Origin of the sequence: Streptomyces sp. ISL-87 (assembly GCF_018614095.1) — a bacterium.
Taxonomy (GTDB): Bacteria; Actinomycetota; Actinomycetes; order Streptomycetales; family Streptomycetaceae; genus Streptomyces.
This window is the reverse complement of the sequence record NZ_JAGGOY010000043.1, coordinates 54485-70212: the sequence shown is the minus strand read 5'-3', so window position 1 is coordinate 70212 and position 15728 is coordinate 54485. Positions and strand designations below refer to the sequence as shown.

General features: G+C 72.8%; 13 protein-coding genes. 3 read left to right on the top strand and 10 right to left on the bottom strand.

Going from position 1 to position 15728, the window contains the following annotated elements; all coding sequences use genetic code 11:
• Nucleotides 1-3028, top strand: a 3028-nt coding sequence (locus tag J7I97_RS16605; protein ID WP_374195480.1) for an AfsR/SARP family transcriptional regulator, incomplete at its 5' end; no start/stop codon positions are given.
• Nucleotides 3029-3087: 59 nt separating this feature from the next.
• Here J7I97_RS16605 and J7I97_RS16600 read toward each other — a convergent pair.
• The 3 genes from J7I97_RS16600 to panB all read right to left on the bottom strand — a co-directional run bounded on the left by J7I97_RS16600 (nt 3088) and on the right by panB (nt 5974).
• Nucleotides 3088-3942 carry an ABC transporter permease gene (locus tag J7I97_RS16600; RefSeq protein WP_214935586.1) on the bottom strand — a complete coding sequence of 285 codons (855 nt, stop codon included), beginning with the start codon at nt 3940-3942 and terminating at the stop codon, nt 3088-3090.
• Nucleotides 3939-4970, bottom strand: a complete 1032-nt coding sequence (locus J7I97_RS16595; protein WP_214935584.1) for an ATP-binding cassette domain-containing protein — start codon at nt 4968-4970, stop codon at nt 3939-3941. The genes J7I97_RS16600 and J7I97_RS16595 overlap by 4 nt, the downstream gene beginning before the upstream one ends.
• 134 nt (nt 4971-5104) lie before the next feature.
• A complete protein-coding gene (gene panB / locus J7I97_RS16590; RefSeq protein WP_214935582.1) occupies nt 5105-5974 on the bottom strand; it encodes a 3-methyl-2-oxobutanoate hydroxymethyltransferase in 870 nt (289 codons plus the stop codon).
• Nucleotides 5975-6280: 306 nt separating this feature from the next.
• On the opposite strand from panB, the gene J7I97_RS16585 reads away from it, so the two are divergent.
• Nucleotides 6281-7309, top strand: a complete 1029-nt coding sequence (locus tag J7I97_RS16585) for an endonuclease/exonuclease/phosphatase family protein (protein WP_214935580.1) — start codon at nt 6281-6283, stop codon at nt 7307-7309.
• A 75-nt stretch (nt 7310-7384) separates the two neighbouring features.
• On the opposite strand, the gene J7I97_RS16580 is transcribed toward J7I97_RS16585, so the two are convergent.
• The 4 genes from J7I97_RS16580 to J7I97_RS16565 form a co-directional block, all read right to left on the bottom strand.
• On the bottom strand, nt 7385-9139 hold the full coding sequence (locus J7I97_RS16580) for an NAD+ synthase (protein WP_214935578.1): 1755 nt from the start codon (nt 9137-9139) through the stop codon (nt 7385-7387).
• Nucleotides 9140-9235: 96 nt separating this feature from the next.
• The gene (locus J7I97_RS16575) at nt 9236-10558 is read right to left on the bottom strand and encodes a DUF4352 domain-containing protein (protein ID WP_214935576.1); all 1323 of its coding nucleotides are present in this window, start codon (nt 10556-10558) and stop codon (nt 9236-9238) included.
• Between the two features lie 312 nt (nt 10559-10870).
• Complete coding sequence (locus J7I97_RS16570) at nt 10871-12502, bottom strand: multicopper oxidase family protein (RefSeq protein ID WP_214935574.1); 1632 nt, start codon at nt 12500-12502, stop codon at nt 10871-10873.
• Between the two features lie 98 nt (nt 12503-12600).
• A complete protein-coding gene (locus J7I97_RS16565) occupies nt 12601-13155 on the bottom strand; it encodes a hypothetical protein (RefSeq protein WP_214935572.1) in 555 nt (184 codons plus the stop codon).
• Nucleotides 13156-13516: 361 nt separating this feature from the next.
• On the opposite strand from J7I97_RS16565, the gene J7I97_RS40315 reads away from it, so the two are divergent.
• Nucleotides 13517-13798, top strand: coding sequence for a hypothetical protein (locus J7I97_RS40315; RefSeq protein ID WP_214935570.1), 282 nt, complete (start codon nt 13517-13519; stop codon nt 13796-13798).
• Here the strand turns inward: J7I97_RS40315 and J7I97_RS16555 are convergent.
• The 3 genes from J7I97_RS16555 to J7I97_RS16545 form a co-directional block, all read right to left on the bottom strand.
• Entirely contained in the window at nt 13783-14202 is a 420-nt protein-coding gene (locus tag J7I97_RS16555) for a CBS domain-containing protein (RefSeq protein ID WP_214935568.1), read from the bottom strand. The genes J7I97_RS40315 and J7I97_RS16555 overlap by 16 nt on opposite strands.
• A gap of 157 nt (nt 14203-14359) precedes the next feature.
• Nucleotides 14360-15049: a DUF305 domain-containing protein gene (locus J7I97_RS16550; protein WP_308369200.1), complete on the bottom strand. Its 690-nt coding sequence runs from the start codon at nt 15047-15049 to the stop codon at nt 14360-14362.
• The gene (locus J7I97_RS16545) at nt 15046-15696 is read right to left on the bottom strand and encodes a DUF3105 domain-containing protein (RefSeq protein WP_214935566.1); all 651 of its coding nucleotides are present in this window, start codon (nt 15694-15696) and stop codon (nt 15046-15048) included. The genes J7I97_RS16550 and J7I97_RS16545 overlap by 4 nt, the downstream gene beginning before the upstream one ends.
• Nucleotides 15697-15728 lie beyond the last annotated feature (32 nt).

The window sequence follows — 15728 nt, the reverse complement described above, 5'->3', positions numbered from 1 at the left end:
CCCCGGCGTGCGGCCCCCGGCTTCGGACGACCCCAGCCTCGCCCCCGGCCGCCCGGCGGAGCACGGCCCGGGCCTGTACCTGGCGGACGGAGCCGGACAGGCGCCGGCCCCCGCAGCCCGCTCGGGTCCGGCCGCGCTCTCGCCCACAGGCGGCGGCCACGGCCTCGGCCCGGCCCAACCGGCTCATCCGGGCCGTGCCCCGTACCGGGCGTCGTCCGCCGCGCTCCCCGGGGCACAGCACCAGGCCGCACCGGTGGGCTTCGGGCCGGGCCTCTATCCGGCGGCAGCCGGCGACGCCACGGCCGTGGCAATGGCCGTGACCGAGGGTGGAGCGGGCGCACCCTGGGGCTCGGCTGCCGCAGCGGTGCAGCCCGGCGGCGGCCCGGCGCACGGCGCGCCCGGACACGCCGGCCGCCCCGGTACAGCCGGACACGCCGGCGGACGCGTACCGCCCGGTCAGGGCAACCTGCGGGTGCGGCTCACCACCTTCGTCGGGCGGGAAGAGGACATCCGGGTCATCGGGGACGATCTGGCGCGGGCGCGCCTCGTCACGTTGCTCGGGCCCGGTGGCGCCGGGAAGACGCGGTTGTCGCAGGAGGCGGCCGAGGCGCATGCCGCGAACGGGGCGGGCGGCGGGGTGTGGGCCGACGGGGTGTGGCTCGTGGAGCTGGCCCCCGTCGACGACCCGGAGGACGTGGCCGAGGCCGCGCTCGCCGCGCTCGGCGCCCGGGAGACCAAGCTGCGCGGCGCCGCCGCCGAGGAGATGCGGGCGCTCACCGACCGGGTGGGAAACAACCCCCTCGACCGCCTCGCCGAGCACTGCGCGCGGCGGCGGATGCTGATGGTCCTCGACAACTGCGAGCACGTCATCGGCGCCGCGGCCGAGCTCGCCGAGGAGATCCTGGCCCGCTGCCCCGGCGTGCAGATCCTGGCCACCAGCCGCGAACCCCTCGGCGTGCCGGGGGAGTCCCTGCGGCCGGTGGAACCGCTGCCCGACCCCGTCGCGCTGCGGCTGCTCGCCGACCGGGGGGCCGCCGCCCGGCCCGGGTTCAGCGTGGACGAAGACCCCGACGCCGCCGCCGAGATCTGCCGGCGGCTGGACGGTCTGCCCCTGGCCATCGAGCTGGCCGCCGCTCGGCTGCGGCTGCTCACCCCGCGTCAGATCGCCGACCGGCTCGATGACCGCTTCCGTCTCCTGACCAGCGGCGCGCGGACGGTCCTGCCCCGCCAGCAGACCCTGCGCGCCGTCGTCGACTGGTCCTGGGACCTGCTCGACGAGCCCGAACGCACCGTCCTGCGCCGGCTGTCCGTGTTCGCCGGCGGGTGCGACCTCGCCGCCGCCGAAGCCGTCTGCGCGGATTCCGCTCCCCAGTCCCCGGACGGCAAGGGCCGCCTCACGTCCCTCGACGTCGCGGACCGGCTCGGGTCCCTCGTCGACAAGTCCCTCGTCGTCGCCGCCCCCGGCCCCGACGGCGCCGGCATGCGCTACCGCCTCCTGGAAACCGTCGCCGAGTACGCCGCCGAGCGGCTCGCCGAGGTGCCGGGCGACCGCGAGGACGCCGAGCACCGGCACCTCGTCCACTACCGCGAACTCGCCCGGACGACCGACCCGCTCCTGCGGGGCCGCGGCCAGCGCCCGGCGGCCGAGCGGCTCGCCACCGAGTACGAGAACCTCCGTACCGCGCTGCGCCGCGCCGTCGCCGCCCGCGACGCGGACGAGGTGCTGTGCCTGGTCCACTCCCTGGCCTGGTACTGGCAGATGCACGACCTGCGCGCCGAGTCCCGGCACTGGACCAACGCCGCGTGCACGCTCGGCCCGAACCCCTTCCTCCCGCCCGTCGTCCCCGCCGAGCCCGTCTACGAGCGGCTCGTGGACACGCCCCCGCCCTACAGCGGGGAACTGCTCACCGAGGCCTGGCGCGGCATCCGGATCATCCAGCTCGCCACCCGCGACCAGAACAGCGAGAGCTGGACCTCCCCGGAGGTCCGGGCCCAGGTCGAGGGGATCGTCGCCGCCTACCGGCCCGGTCTGCCGCAGACCTGCCGGACCCCCGCCGGGCTGTGGATCTACGCCGTGATGCTCGTCGGGGACCCGGACCAGCTCCAGCACGCCGTCGACACCACCGTGGAGACCGCCCGGGAGCTGGACTACCGCTGGGAGCTGGCCGCCGCCCTCCAGATGCGGGCCAACGTGCTGGCCAACCGCGCCGACTGGGCCGGGGACGCGGCCCGCGACGCCGACGAGAGCCTGGCCCTCTTCGCCTCGCTCGGCGACGACTGGGGCTGCGCGGAGGCCCTGTCCGCCCGCGCCGAATCCCGCGAGAAACGCGGTGAGTTCGCGTCGGCGGCCGAGGACTTCCGTGCCGCGATCGAGCACGCCAAGCGGCTGGGCGCCGCGTCCCAGGTCACGGTCCTGCGGGTCCGGATGGCCGGGGCCCTCATCGAGAACGGCCAGGGCCCCGAAGCCGAGGAGCTCCTGAACGGCGTCCTGGCCACCACCCAGCTCCACGGCAACGAGGCCCTGCCCGTCGCCCGGATGTTCCTCGCCGGCTGGCTCGGCCGGACCGGCCGCATCGCCGAGGCCCGGTCGGAGCTCCAGACGCTGCGCGAGGAGTTCTCACTCGGCGCGTACGCGATCTTCGACGGGTTCCTTCTCGGCACGTTGGCCTGGCTGGACAACCAGGAGGGCGAGTACGAGGACGCGCTCGACCGGCTCCGGCAGGCCATGAGCGCCGTCCAGGACCCCCTCGCCCTGATGGTCGCCCCGCAGATGCCCGCCGTGTACCTGCTGACGGCCGCCTCCTCGCACGCCTCCTCCGGCGCCCCGTGGCGGATGTACGACGCCGCGCGGCTGCTCGGCGCCTACCGGGCCCACCTGCCGCCCCAGCACTTCCCGATCACCACGGAACGCGAGGACGCCGCCCGGACCGAGGAGTTGGCGCGGGCGGCGCTCGGTGACGCCGCGTACGAGGCGGCGTACGCCGAGGGCGGCGGCCTCACCCTGGAGGAGGCCACCGCCCTGCTCTGACCCGGTCCCCCGTCCGGGGCCCGCCCGGGACGCGTTCCGGAACGGACCGGCCGGCCCGATCAGGTCTTCTGGCGGAACTTCCGGACCGCCAGCGGCATCGAGATCGCCGTGATCCCGATCGCCCAGGCCAGGGTGATCAGGACCGGCTGGGCCACGGCGCCCTCCCCGTTGATGAGGTGCCGGGCCGCGTCGGCCAGGTTGGACAGCGGGTTGACATCGGTGAACGACTGGAGCCAGCCGGGCATCGAGGTCGTCGGGGCGAAGATCGAGCTGCCGAACTGAAGCGGCATCAGGACGAGCATCGCCATGCCCTGGACCGCCTGCGCCGTCTTCATGGTGAGACCGAGCAGGATGAAGATCCACATCAGCGAGGCGCCGAACACGATCGACAGGCCGACGGCGGCGAGCAGGTGGAACACCGAGCCGTGCACGCTGAGGCCCAGCAGGAAGCCCATGGCGAGCAGGATGGCGATGGCGACCAGCATGCGGCCGATCTCCACCACGATCTTCGCGATGAGCACCGAGGAGCGGGCTATGGGCATGGACCGGAAGCGGTCCATCACGCCCTTCTTGAAGTCGTCGTTGACTCCGGTGCCCACGGCCATCGCGATGTTCATGCCCATCATCGCCATCAGGCCGGGGACCAGGTAGTTGACGTAGTCGCCCTGGTTGCCCTTGCCTGCGATCGCGCCGCCGAAGACGTACACGAACAGCAGCGTGAAGATGACCGGCATGAACAGGACGTCGAACATCGACTCGGGGTCCTGTTTGATCTGCAGGGTGTTGCGGCGCACCAGGGCGCCGATGTGCCGCAGGTTGGCCCGCAGGCCGATCCGGCCCTCGCGGGGCACGGCGGCGTCGTGCGCTGGGGCGGCCGCGGTGCTGGTGGGCTTCGTCGTGGTTACGGTGCTCATGCCGCGACCTCCTCGGTCTGCTCGGCGGGGAAGGGGTCCTGGTCGGAGGGCTTCTGGCCGGTGATGGACAGGAACACCTCGTCCAGGCTGGGCAGGTAGGTGCCGAGGTCGGCGATCGCGTACCCGCGGCCGGCCAGCAGGCCGACCACCGCGGTCAGCTGCTCGTCGCTCAGGATCGGGACCAGCAGCACCCCCTCGTCCGGCACGGCCTGGGAGCCGGTGACGCCGTCCAGCCCGGCCTCGGACAAGGAGCGGGCCATGCCCGGCAGATCGGACGGGGAGACGGGGCGGATCTTCAGGGTCCGGCCGCCGACGCGCGCCTTCAGCTCGTCCACCTTGCCGTTGGCGATGACCTTGCCCTTGTCGATGACCGTCAGCTCGCTCGCGAGCTGCTCGGCCTCCTCCATGTACTGGGTGGTGAGCAGGACGGTGGCCCCCTCGGCGACCATCCGCTGCACCTCGTCCCACACCTCGTTGCGGGTACGGGGGTCCAGACCGGTGGTCGGCTCGTCCAGGTAGAGGACGGCCGGCTGGCCGATCATGGAGGCGGCCAGGTCGAGCCGGCGGCGCATACCGCCCGAGTAGTTCATCGCGGCCTTCTTGGCGGCCTCGGTCAGCGAGAACCGCTCCAGCAGCTCGTCGGCGCGGGACCGGGCGTCCTTGCGGGACAGGTCGAGCAGCCGGCCGATCATGTAGAGGTTCTCCCAGCCGGAGAGCTTCTCGTCGACCGAGGCGTACTGGCCGGTGAGGCCTATGGTGCGGCGCAGCTGCCGAGGCTGGCGCACCACGTCGTAGCCGGCGACGGTGGCTGTGCCGGCGTCGGGGGTGATCAGGGTGGACAGGCAGCGCACGAGGGTGGTCTTGCCGGCGCCGTTGGGGCCGAGGACCCCGAGGACGGTGCCCTCGCGGACGTCCAGGTCCACGCCGTCCAGGGCTTTGGTCTCGCCGTAGTGCTTGACCAGTCCCCGCACCTCTACGGCGTTCGGGCCGTTCAGGGGATTCTTGTCGGTTCGCGTCATGTCCACCATGGGACCATCCGCCACCGACAAAGCACCGATAGCCGACCGACAGCCGGCTTACACGCAACCGGCATCCCTGTCGGTGGGCAGCGGACAGCCCGCCGGCGTCGGGGCCGGCGGGCTGTCCGTCACCGCGTCACAGCTCAGTGGAAAGCGTGCTCTTCCTGCGGGAACGTTCCGCCGACCACGTCCTGGGCGAACGCCTTCGCGGCATCGCCCATGGTCTGGCGGAGGTTGGCGTACTGCTTCACGAACTTCGGCATCTTGCCGCCCGTCAGACCCATCATGTCGGTCCACACCAGCACCTGCGCGTCGCACTCCGAGCCGGCGCCGATGCCCACCGTCGGGATGTGCAGGGACCGGGTGACCTCGGCGGCCAGTTCGGCCGGCACGAGCTCCAGGACCACCGCGAAGGCGCCCGCGTCCTGCGCGGCCTTCGCGTCGCGGAGCAGCTGGTGCGCGGCCTCGTCGCCCCGGCCCTGCACCCGGTAGCCCATGGCGTTCACCGACTGCGGGGTCAGGCCCAGGTGGGACATGACCGGGATGCCGGACTGCACGATCAGCTCGGTCTGGCGCAGCGAGCGCTCGCCGCCCTCCAGCTTGACCGCTCCGACGCCGGCCTCCTTGACCAGGCGGGTGGCGCTGCGCAACGCCTGCACGGCGCCTTCCTGGTACGAGCCGAACGGCAGGTCGCCGATGATCAGGGCCCGGCTGGTGCCCCGTACGACGGCCGCCGACAGCAGGGTCATCTCGTCCATCGTCACGGGGACGGTGGTCTCGTAGCCGAGGTGGCAGTTGCCCATCGAGTCGCCGACGAGGATCACCGGGATGCCGGCCTCGTCGAATACGGACGCCGTCATCGCGTCGTAGGCGGTCAGCATGGGCCACTTCTCGCCGCGCTCCTTGGCCAGCGCCAGGTCGCGGATGGTGAGGCGGCGGGTGCCCGTGCCCCCGTACAGGGTGGGGGAAGTTGTCTGACCGGGTTCGCGGGCAGGCGAAACGGCATGCGTCATAGCAACTGCTCCTTGTGTCATCTCGAGGCGCCCTTACGGCGTCCCCGGACTTACCCACCATGGTGGCACCCGCCGGGCCAAAGGCGGAAGTGGCGCGGGCGCGCCGCGATGACCCGTCCGTCACACTCCCGGCCCGGACCACCGCGCGCACCGGCCAATGTGCGCGTTTCGTGACAAGCGGAACCCACGCCGCATGACCGTTCGTCCTCCCGGATGTACGGCCGGAAGATCGGCACGGAAGCTTCGGTCATCGCCTAGGGTCAAGGGGCGGGGACGGAGCGCAAGCACGGCAGCGAGGGCAGTGGCATGGCACAGGCGTATGTGACGGAGACGGGGAACGGCGGCTCGGAGCCCGAGCCCTCCGGATCCGGCCTCCGCCGCCGACTGGCCGAGCTGCGCAAGGACCCGGGCATCTGGCGGCGCGGGATCGTCGCCGCCGCGCTGGCCGCGCTGACCGCACTGGTGATGATCTTCCATGCCGAGCTGCCGAACGACGTGGGCAACCTCGGCAGCCTGACCGAGACCTTCCTGCCCTGGCTGGGCCTGGGTGTTCCGCTTCTCCTGGCGGCCGCCGTGTACCGCAAGTCCGCGACCGCGCTGATCGCGATAGTGATGACGGCCGCCGTATGGGTGAACCTCTTCGGCGGCCTGGTCACCGACAAGTCCGGCTCCGGCGGCAACCTGACGGTCGCCACCCACAATGTCGACGCCGACAACCCCGACCCGCACGGCACAGCCGCCGCGGTCGCGAAGTCCGGGGCCGACGTGCTGGCGCTGACGGAGCTCAAGGGGGGCGCCGTCCCCATCTACGAGAAGGCCCTCGCCGGCACCTACGCGTACCACTCGGTCGAGGGCACCGTCGGCGTGTGGAGCAAGTACCCGTTGTCCGCCGGCAAGCCCGTGGACATCAAGATGGGCTGGACCCGGGCCATGCGCGTCACCGTGGACACCCCCTTCGGGCAGGTCGCCGCCTTCGTCGCCCACCTGCCCTCCGTCCGGGTCAAGCTGAACGCCGGTTTCACCGCCAACCAGCGCGACAACAGCGCCGCCGCGCTCGGAGCCGCGCTGGCCGCCGAACCGCTGAAGAGGGTCATCCTGCTCGGCGACCTCAACGGCACCATGAACGACCGGGCCCTGTCCGAAGTCACCTCGCAAATGCGTTCCACCCAGGGTGCGGCGGGCGACGGCTTCGGCTTCAGCTGGCCCGCCCAGTTCCCTATGGCCCGGATCGACCAGATCATGGTCCGCGGGATCAAGCCGGAAGCCTCCTGGACCCTCCCGCGCACCGGCAGCGACCACCTGCCGATCGCCGCGCGGCTGACGCTGAAGAAGTAGCGGCGGCACGTACGCAGACCAGGGCCCCGGCCGCTTCGAGATGCGGCCGGGGCCCCGGCGTACCCGCTGTCGCCGTTACGCGTGCTCGCGCCAGCCGTTGGTGATGGGCAGCCGGCGGTCCTTGCCGAAGCCCTTCCCGGAGATCTTCGTACCCGGCGGGTACTGGCGGCGCTTGTACTCCGCCGTGTCCACCATCCGCAGGGTCTTGGCGACCAGCTCGCGGTCGAAGCCGGCCTCGACGATCGACTCCAGGCCCTGGTCGCGGTCCACGTACAGCGACAGGATCGCGTCGAGCACGGGGTAGTCGGGGAGCGAGTCCGTGTCCACCTGGTCCGGGCGCAGCTCCGCGCTCGGCGGCTTCACGATCGAGTTCTCCGGGATCGGCGGGGTCTCGCCGCGCTCGGCGGCGGCCCGGTTGCGGTATTCGGCGAGCCGGAAGATGTCCGTCTTGTAGACGTCCTTGATCGGCCCGTACGCGCCCACCGAGTCGCCGTACAGGGTGGAGTAGCCGACGGCCAGCTCCGACTTGTTGCCCGGGGCCAGCACGATGTGGCCCTCCTGGTTGGACACCGCCATCAGCATGGTGCCGCGCAGCCGGGACTGGAGGTTCTCCTCCGCCAGGCCGGTCAGGCCCAGCGAGCCCATGTAGGCGTCGAACATCGGCTCGATGGGCACGGTCCGGAAGTTCAGCCCGGTCCGCTCGGCCAGGTCGGCCGCGTCGCCCTTGGAGTGGTCCGAGGAGTACTTCGAGGGCATCGAGACGCCGTACACGTTCTGCGCGCCGATCGCGTCGCAGGCGATGGCGGCGACGAGCGCGGAGTCGATGCCTCCGGACAGCCCGATCAGGACGGAGCGGAAACCGTTCTTCTTGACGTACGCGCGCAGGCCCACGACCAGCGCGTCGTAGATCTCCTCGTCGTCGTCGAGGCGGTCCGCGTAGCCGCCGGTGACCACCGGCTCGTACGGCTCCACCGGCTCCTCGGACAGGATCACGCGGTCGATGCGCAGGCCGTCGTCGACCACGCCCACGGGGGCGTCGGCCCGCGCCGCGGGCAGGTCGAGGTCGACGAGGACGCAGCCCTCGGAGAACTGCGGGGCGCGGGCGATGACCTCGCCGTCGGCGTCGACGACGATCGAGTCCCCGTCGAACACCAGCTCGTCCTGGCCGCCGATCATCGCCAGGTAGGCGAGGGTGCAGCCCGCCTCCTGGGCCCGCTTCTGGACCAGTTCGAGGCGCAGGTCGTCCTTGTTGCGCTCGTACGGGGAGGCGTTGACGGAGAGCAGCAGGCCGGCCCCGGCGGAGCGGGTGGCGGGGACCCGGCCGCCCTCCTGCCAGAGGTCCTCGCAGATCGCCAGCGCCACGTCCACGCCGCGCACCCGGACGACCGGCTGGGTGTCGCCCGGCACGAAGTACCGGAACTCGTCGAACACGCCGTAGTTGGGAAGGTGGTGCTTGGCGAACCGGAGGACGACCTTCCCGCCGTGGAGCACGGCGGCCGCGTTCTCCGGGGAGCCCGCGGGGCGGCCGAGCCGGGGTGCGGCCTTCTCGGTGCGGTCGAGGTAGCCGACGATGACCGGCAGTTCGCCGAAGCCCTCGGCGGCCAGCCGCTGCGCGAGGCCGAGCAGCGCCGTGCGGGAGGCGTCGACGAAGGAGCCGCGCAGGGCGAGGTCCTCGACGGGGTACCCGGTCAGCATCATCTCCGGGAACGCCACCAGATGGGCGCCCTGCTCGGCGGAGTGCCGGGTCCAGTGCACGACCGAGTCGACGTTGGCGGCGATGTTGCCGACGTGCGAGTCGATCTGATTCAGAGCGAGGCGAAGTTGAGGCACGGGCCCAGTGTAATCGTCTTTCTGACGCGATGTCCTGGGATCGGGGTCGGGGAAACGCGGGAGGCGCCCCTCGCGGGGGCGCCTCGGACGCTGTGATCAGCCGATCGGGCCGCTCCAGATGGCCGGGCCGTACTTGGTGGGCAGGCCGGGCGACATCTCGAAGTGCAGGCTCTTGGTGCCCTCGGGCACGGTGAAGCTGAAGATGCCGGTGGCCGACTCGCCGGGCAGGACCGAGCCCTTGAACAGCTTCGGCACGGTGCCGTCGAAGACCAGCTCGGTCTCGGCGCCCTGGTCGTCACGGGCGTGCGGGAGCGCGGTGGTCACGTCGATCGCGGCGGTGGAGTTGTTGACGATCTTCACCGTCACCTTGACCCCGTGGCCGGAGTGTTCGCGGGGGTAGGAGTTCTTCCCGGGCGTGAACGCGACGGCGTCCCGCACGGTGACCTCGACGCCGTCCGGGTAGGTGAAGGTTTTGCCCCAGGGGAGCGCGGAGGTCTTGCCGGGGATGTCGGACGGGGAGGGCTTCGGGGCCGGTTCCGGGGGCGCGTACGTGGGCCCGAGGCCGTCCAGGTCGTCGAGGTCCTCGAACTCCCTCGACACCTCCTTGTCGACCCTCTCGATGAGGGCGTGGGTGAGGAAGTAGCCGCCGATCGAAGCGCCGATGCCGAGGACACCGAGGACGGTGCCGACGATGGCCATCGTCTTGCGGGGGTTGCCGGCGGCGGCGCGGACGATGCCGCCGATACCGATGCCGATGGCGGCCGCGGCGAGGAGGGCGCCGCCCCAGAAGAGGAAGGGGACGAGGCCGACGAGGACGGCGAAGATGCCGCAGATCAGCGCGGCGACGGCCAGGCCGTTGGAGGGGGGCGGGGCGGCGTACGGGTACCCGGGGTAGCCGGCGTACCCGGGGTGGGCCGGACCGCCGGGGCCGTACCCCGGCCCGTACCCCGGGCCCTGGCCGAGGCCGGCGGGCGGACCCCAGGGGTTGGCGCCGCCGGGCGGCGTGAAGGGCCCGGCCGCGCTGGCGGCGGCGGCCGGGACCGGGCCGGGCTCGGGGGCGGGCGTCAGCGGCGCGAACGGCGCGGGGCCGGGGGCCGGCGGCGCGGACGGTGCGGGGGTCGCTGCCGAGGCCGCTTCCGGCGCCGGGGTGGGCCTCGGCGCGTCTACGGGGACGTACTGCGGGGCGTCTTCGGGGGTGCTCAGGCGTGCCTCCACCGTGGCGTGCCGCGCGGCCTCCGGCGAGGCTTCCACCGGGGCTTCCACCGGGGTGCTCTCCGGCGCGTCCACCGGCGTTGCCTCCGGGGCCGGGGTCTTCGTGAGTGACAGGGGCTGCGCGGGCGACGGTGTCGGGGCCGCCTCGGGTATGGGCGTGCCCGCGGGCTCCGTCGGGGTGGTGGGCGGGTCGGAAGGGGTGCTCATACCGGCGGGGAGTCCTTATCGCAGTGGACGCGTGATGATCAGCGCGTGGTGATCACCAGCCTGCCACGCTCCCCGCGCGTCCCGCCGGGACTTTCCGCCCCGGTCCGCCCGGCCTCGGTCCGCCCGGCCCCGTCTCGGTCGGCCCGGCCTTGCCTCGGTCGGCCCGGCCTCGCCCAAGTCGGCCCGGCCCCGTCTCGGTCGGCCCGGCCACGCCCCGGCCCGCCCGGCCCCGTCTCGGTCGGCCCGGCCACGCCCCGGCCCGCCCGGCCCCGTCCGGCGCGGACGGGCCGCGCCGGACCGGGGCGTCGAGCGTCAGAGCTGGTAGCCGAGGATCGTCATCATCCCGGACTCGGAGTGGTAGACGTTGTGGCAGTGCAGCATCCACAGACCGGGGTTGTCGGCGTCAAAGTCCACCGTCAGCCTCCCGCCCGGAAGGATCACCGCGGTGTCCTTGCGGGCGCCGCCCGGGCCTTCGCCGAGGGCGAAGGTGTGTCCGTGCAGGTGCAGCGGGTGCCACATCCTCGTCGAGTTGTTGAACTCCAGCCGGACCCGCTCGCCCGCCTTGACCGGATACCGCTGGTCCGGTGTGTACGGCTTGTTGTCGAACGCCCAGTTGTACCTCGCCATGTTGCCGGTCAGCCTGAGCGGGATCGTACGGTCCGGCGCGCGCTCCGGGAGCGCGACCGACTCGGCGGCCTTCAGCTGGTCCGCCATCAGCGGCCGCCCGTCCAGCTCGGCGGGCCGGGTCGCGGGGGTGGGCGCCGTTCCCGACCCGGTGCGCAGCACGGCGAGCGCCGACTGCCCCTTGCCCTCGGCGAGTGCCGTGAGCGGGAACACCCCGTCCTTCGCTGTGACCAGTACGTCGTACCGCTCGCCCATGCCGAGCAGCAGGGCGCCGGTCTTGACCTGCTCGACGGGGAAGCCGTCGGTGTGGGTGACCGTCATCTCGTGGCCGCCGAGGGCGATACGGAAGGCGGTGTCCCCGCCCGCGTTGATGATGCGCAGCCGGATCCGGTCGCCGGGGCGGGCGGTGAAGACCGACGGGTCCTCCGCCGTGCGGCCGTTGACCAGGTAGTACGGGTACGCGACATCGCCCGCCTCCGGGCCGAGGATGTCGCTCTCGCCCACCATGAGGAGGCGGGACAGGCCGCCGGAGGAGCCGGCGGCCGGGCCTGATCCGTGGCCCCCGTGGCCGCCGCTGTGGCCGCCCGCCGCCCCCGCCCCCGAGCTCGGGCGGGCGCCCGTTCCCGCGTCCGTGCCCATGCCCTTGCGGAGTGCGGCGAGTACGGCGTCCGGGGTGGCGCCGTCCACTCCGTCGAGCCAGTCGTCCAGCACCACGACCCACTCCTTGTCGTAGGAGAGGGGTTCCTTCGGGTCCTCGATGATGAGCGGGGCGTACAGGCCGCGGTCCAGCTGGACCCCGGAGTGCGGGTGGAACCAGTACGTACCGGGGTGCGGGACGGCGAACTTGTACGCGAAGGACCCGCCCGGGGCGATGTCCCGCTGGGTCACCCCCGGGGTGCCGTCCATGTCGTTGCGCAGGGCCAGGCCGTGCCAGTGCAGGGAGGTGGCCTCCGGGAGGTTGTTCGCCAGGGTCAGGGCGAGGGTGCCGCCCGCGGTGGCCCGTACCTCCTGTCCCGGCAGCTTGTCCCCGTAGGCCCAGGAGCGGACGCTGCGTCCGGCGCCGAGGTCGAGCGTGGTGGCGGTGGCGGTGAGCTTGACCTCGGTGAGCGGGCCGGTGGCCTTGCGGGCGGCCTCGGCGGCCTTCACCTCGGGCCCGGCCGGGTCGACGTACCCGCCGGGGGTGGCGGCGGGGGCGCCGGCGTGCTTCATGGATCCGTGGTCCATGGACGAGCCGCCGCCGGAGCAGGCGGCGAGCAGTCCGGAGCCGGCGATGGCAGCGGACGCGCCGAGTACGGCGCGACGGGTGGGAAGAGAGCGCATGGGTGCACCTCGTGGTGTGGTGATGCGAAGGGATGGACGCCGTCTGCCGCCGCCCCGCCGCTGCCTGTAGGCATGCGGGGGCGACAGCGGAGCCCGTCCTATACGCGCAGCACCGCCAGCCGGGTGAGGAGTTCCCGGGGCCCGGGCGGGTCGGGCCCGCCGGGGGCACGGCCCGGGCTGCGGCCGCCCGTCGCCCGTTCGCCGTCGTACTGGAGGAGTGCCCGGCCGAGCGCCAGTAGCACCAGCCCGGCCAGGACGGCCACGCATACGGACATCGGGTCCATGAAGGGGCCGGACGGTTCACCGACGGCGGCCGGCGTGGCCGCTCCATCGTCCGCGGCGGCCTGTGCGGCGGCCTTCGTGGGGGCCTGTGCGGCCCCCGCCGCGTCCGCCGGGTGCCCCCCGCGTACCCCGTGCACCCCGTGCGCGCCTTGCGTCGAAAGCGCCTGATGGGCAGAAAACGACTGATGGGCGGATGCCGGCTGATCCGCCGGATTCGCGTGCTCGCGGGCAACGGAGTGGGCCCGGGGAGCGTCTTCCACGGCATGGGACTCGGACGGATGTCCCAGCGTGTGCATCGTGACGATCCCCAGCAGCAGCGCGGCGAGCAGCAGCCGGGGCCACCGGGCGGCTCGCTGGGCGCTGTACGTCATGGTCGGCACCCTACCCGGGGTGGGTATCCGATCGAAGGACCGACCCCGGATTTGCTTAGGATTAGTCGCACTATGCCCACGAAAGGCTTATCCGCGCGGATTCCCAGGAGGGCTCGGCACGTCGCCGTCCTCGTCGGCCTCGGCGCCGCGGCCTACACCGCGTGGGTGCTCGAAGTCGTCCTCTCCACCGGCCTCAACCCCATCGAGACCTACGTCAGCGAGCTCGCCGCCCAGGACCAGCCGCTCGGCGGCTTCCCGTGTCGGCGGGGAGGACCCGGCCGCGCGGGACCTCGTACGCCGCTGCTACCGCACCGGACGCGTCTGGCGGGGCGCCCTGCTGGAGAACTCCCGCTACCCGGACGTGGCCGCCGAGGTCCTCGCCCTGCGGGCCCGGCACCCGCTGGCCGCGCCCGCCACCGTGCTGGCCGGCCACGACGGGTCGGCGGGCCGCGGGGCCCTGCGCTGGCTGGGCCGCCAGGCGGAGCTGGCCGGCCGGCTCGGGGCCCGCTTCGAGGTGGTTGAACCGGCCGGGCACCTGGTCATGCTGGACCGCCCGCGCCAGGTGGCACGGGCGGTCCTCGATGCCTCAGCGCGGGGGCAGGGGCGGGAGCAGGGGCAGGGGCAGGATCAGCGCTTCGCGTAGACCTTCTCGACGAAGCCGGCTATCTGGTCCTCGGAGAGGTGCTGGGCCACGTCGGACTCGCTGATCATGCCGACCAGCTTCTTGTTCTTGATCACCGGGAGCCGCTTGATCTGGTGACTGCCCATCTCGTCCAGCACGGCGGAGATGTCGGCGTCCGCGTCGATCCAGCGCGGGGTGCCCTGGCACAGGTCCTGGCACGTGACCTGGGACGGGTCCTGGCCCTTGGCCACACAGCCCACCACGATGTCGCGGTCGGTGATGATGCCGCAGAGCCGTTCGTCCGCGTCGCTGACGGGCAGTGCGCCCACATTGAGCCTGGCCATCAGCTCGGCGGCCCGGTCCAGGGTCTCGGTGGCGGGGATCCACTGGGCCCCGGGGTGCATGATGTCTCCGGCGGTGGTCATCGCGTAAACCTCCTGAGCGCCGTTGCGGCGGGGCGAGGATGCACCCGCCTCGGCGCCCCCATCGTCATTCAGCCGTTCGGACCACGCGACTCCACAGGGGGAGTACACGCCCGTACGGGTGAGAGGGCGCCTCTCACCACGGTACGAGCGTGCCCCGTCACCCGCGCGGCGCGGCTCCGCGCCGCTTCAGCATGTCGGCCATCAGGGTGAGCTCCGACTGCTGCGCCTCGACCATGCCCTGGGCCAGTGCCCGCTCGGCCGGGGTCCCGCACTGCTTCGCACAGCCCTGGGCCATCGCGACGCCGCCCTTGTGGTGGTCGGTCATCAGCTGGAGGTAGAGCACCTCCGCGTCCCGGCCCCCGGCGGAGCCGAGCTGCGCGATCTCCTCCTTGGTGGCCATGCCGGGCATCAGCGCGCCCGGCTTCGGCGCGGCCATGCCGTGATCGCCGTGGCCCCCGTGCTCCCCGTGTCCGGTGGTCCCCATCCAGGACATCGGCGGCTCGTCGGCCACCACCTTCGGCAGCCCCCACAGGTCCAGCCAGCCCATCAGCATGCCCCGCTGGTTGGCCTGGGTGTTGGCGATGTCGTACGCGAGGGTGCGTACCGCCTCGTCCTGGGTGCGGTCGCGCACGATGAAGGACATCTCCACCGCCTGCTGGTGGTGGACGGCCATGTCCCGGGCGAAGCCCGCGTCCGCCGAGTAGAGCCCGGGCGCGCGGGACGACGTACCGGAACCGCCGTCGTCGCCGCTGCCGCTCGTGGCGGCGACCGTCGCCCCGACCGCGAACAGCAGCGCGAGCAGGACGGCCGTGCCCGCCGCCCAGTAGGTCCGGTTCGGGCTCGTCACTTGCCGGCCAGGCCGTTGGTGCAGGGCGCGGCCGGCTCGGGGGTCTGCGGGCCCTGCACGTACTTGGTGAAGAACTGCGCCACCCGGGGGTCGGACGCCTTGTCCACCGTCAGCTGCTTGCCCCACGCGCTGAGCATGATCGCGCCGGCCTGCTCCTTGACCGGGCTCATCAGCGTGTACGGGGTCTTGCCCACCGTCGCGGCGAGCTTGTCGAGGTCGGCCTTGGCGGCCTTGTCGTTGTACGTCACCCAGACCGCGCCGTGCTCCAGCGAGTGCACGGCGTTCACCTCGGGGACCGGGTTCTGGTAGACGTCGCCGTTGCAGTTCATCCAGCGGGGGCTGTGGTCCCCGCCGACCGGCGGGTTCATCTCGTACTTCACCGGGGTGTCGACGTGGTTGCGGCCGAGGGTCTTGGCGTCCCAGGTCTGCTCGCCGTTGACCGGGGCCTTGCGGGCGGCCTCCTTGGCGTCCTTGTCGTGCCTCTGGTCGATCAGCACCCAGGCGCCGAAGCCGATCAGCGCGGCGACGACGGCGGTCGAGGCCGTGATCGCGATGATCTTGTTGCGCCGGTCGTGTGCCCTGTCGGCGCGGCGCATCTCGGCTATGCGCGTCTGGCGGGAGCTGTCCTGCGGGGTCCTGCTGGCCATGTGCCGTGGTTCCTTCTGCTGAGGGGGGTGGA

What these genes read in the sequence shown, in the direction of transcription:
- J7I97_RS16600 (WP_214935586.1), bottom strand. Translation starts at nt 3,942, where the DNA reads ATGAGCACCGTAACCACGACGAAGCCCACCAGCACCGCGGCCGCCCCA.
- J7I97_RS16545 (WP_214935566.1), bottom strand. Translation starts at nt 15,696, where the DNA reads ATGGCCAGCAGGACCCCGCAGGACAGCTCCCGCCAGACGCGCATAGCC.
- J7I97_RS16585 (WP_214935580.1), top strand. Translation starts at nt 6,281, where the DNA reads ATGGCACAGGCGTATGTGACGGAGACGGGGAACGGCGGCTCGGAGCCC.
- J7I97_RS16595 (WP_214935584.1), bottom strand. Translation starts at nt 4,970, where the DNA reads ATGGTGGACATGACGCGAACCGACAAGAATCCCCTGAACGGCCCGAAC.
- J7I97_RS16565 (WP_214935572.1), bottom strand. Translation starts at nt 13,155, where the DNA reads ATGACGTACAGCGCCCAGCGAGCCGCCCGGTGGCCCCGGCTGCTGCTC.
- J7I97_RS16575 (WP_214935576.1), bottom strand. Translation starts at nt 10,558, where the DNA reads ATGAGCACCCCTTCCGACCCGCCCACCACCCCGACGGAGCCCGCGGGC.
- J7I97_RS16555 (WP_214935568.1), bottom strand. Translation starts at nt 14,202, where the DNA reads ATGACCACCGCCGGAGACATCATGCACCCCGGGGCCCAGTGGATCCCC.
- J7I97_RS16570 (WP_214935574.1), bottom strand. Translation starts at nt 12,502, where the DNA reads ATGCGCTCTCTTCCCACCCGTCGCGCCGTACTCGGCGCGTCCGCTGCC.
- panB (WP_214935582.1), bottom strand. Translation starts at nt 5,974, where the DNA reads ATGACGCATGCCGTTTCGCCTGCCCGCGAACCCGGTCAGACAACTTCC.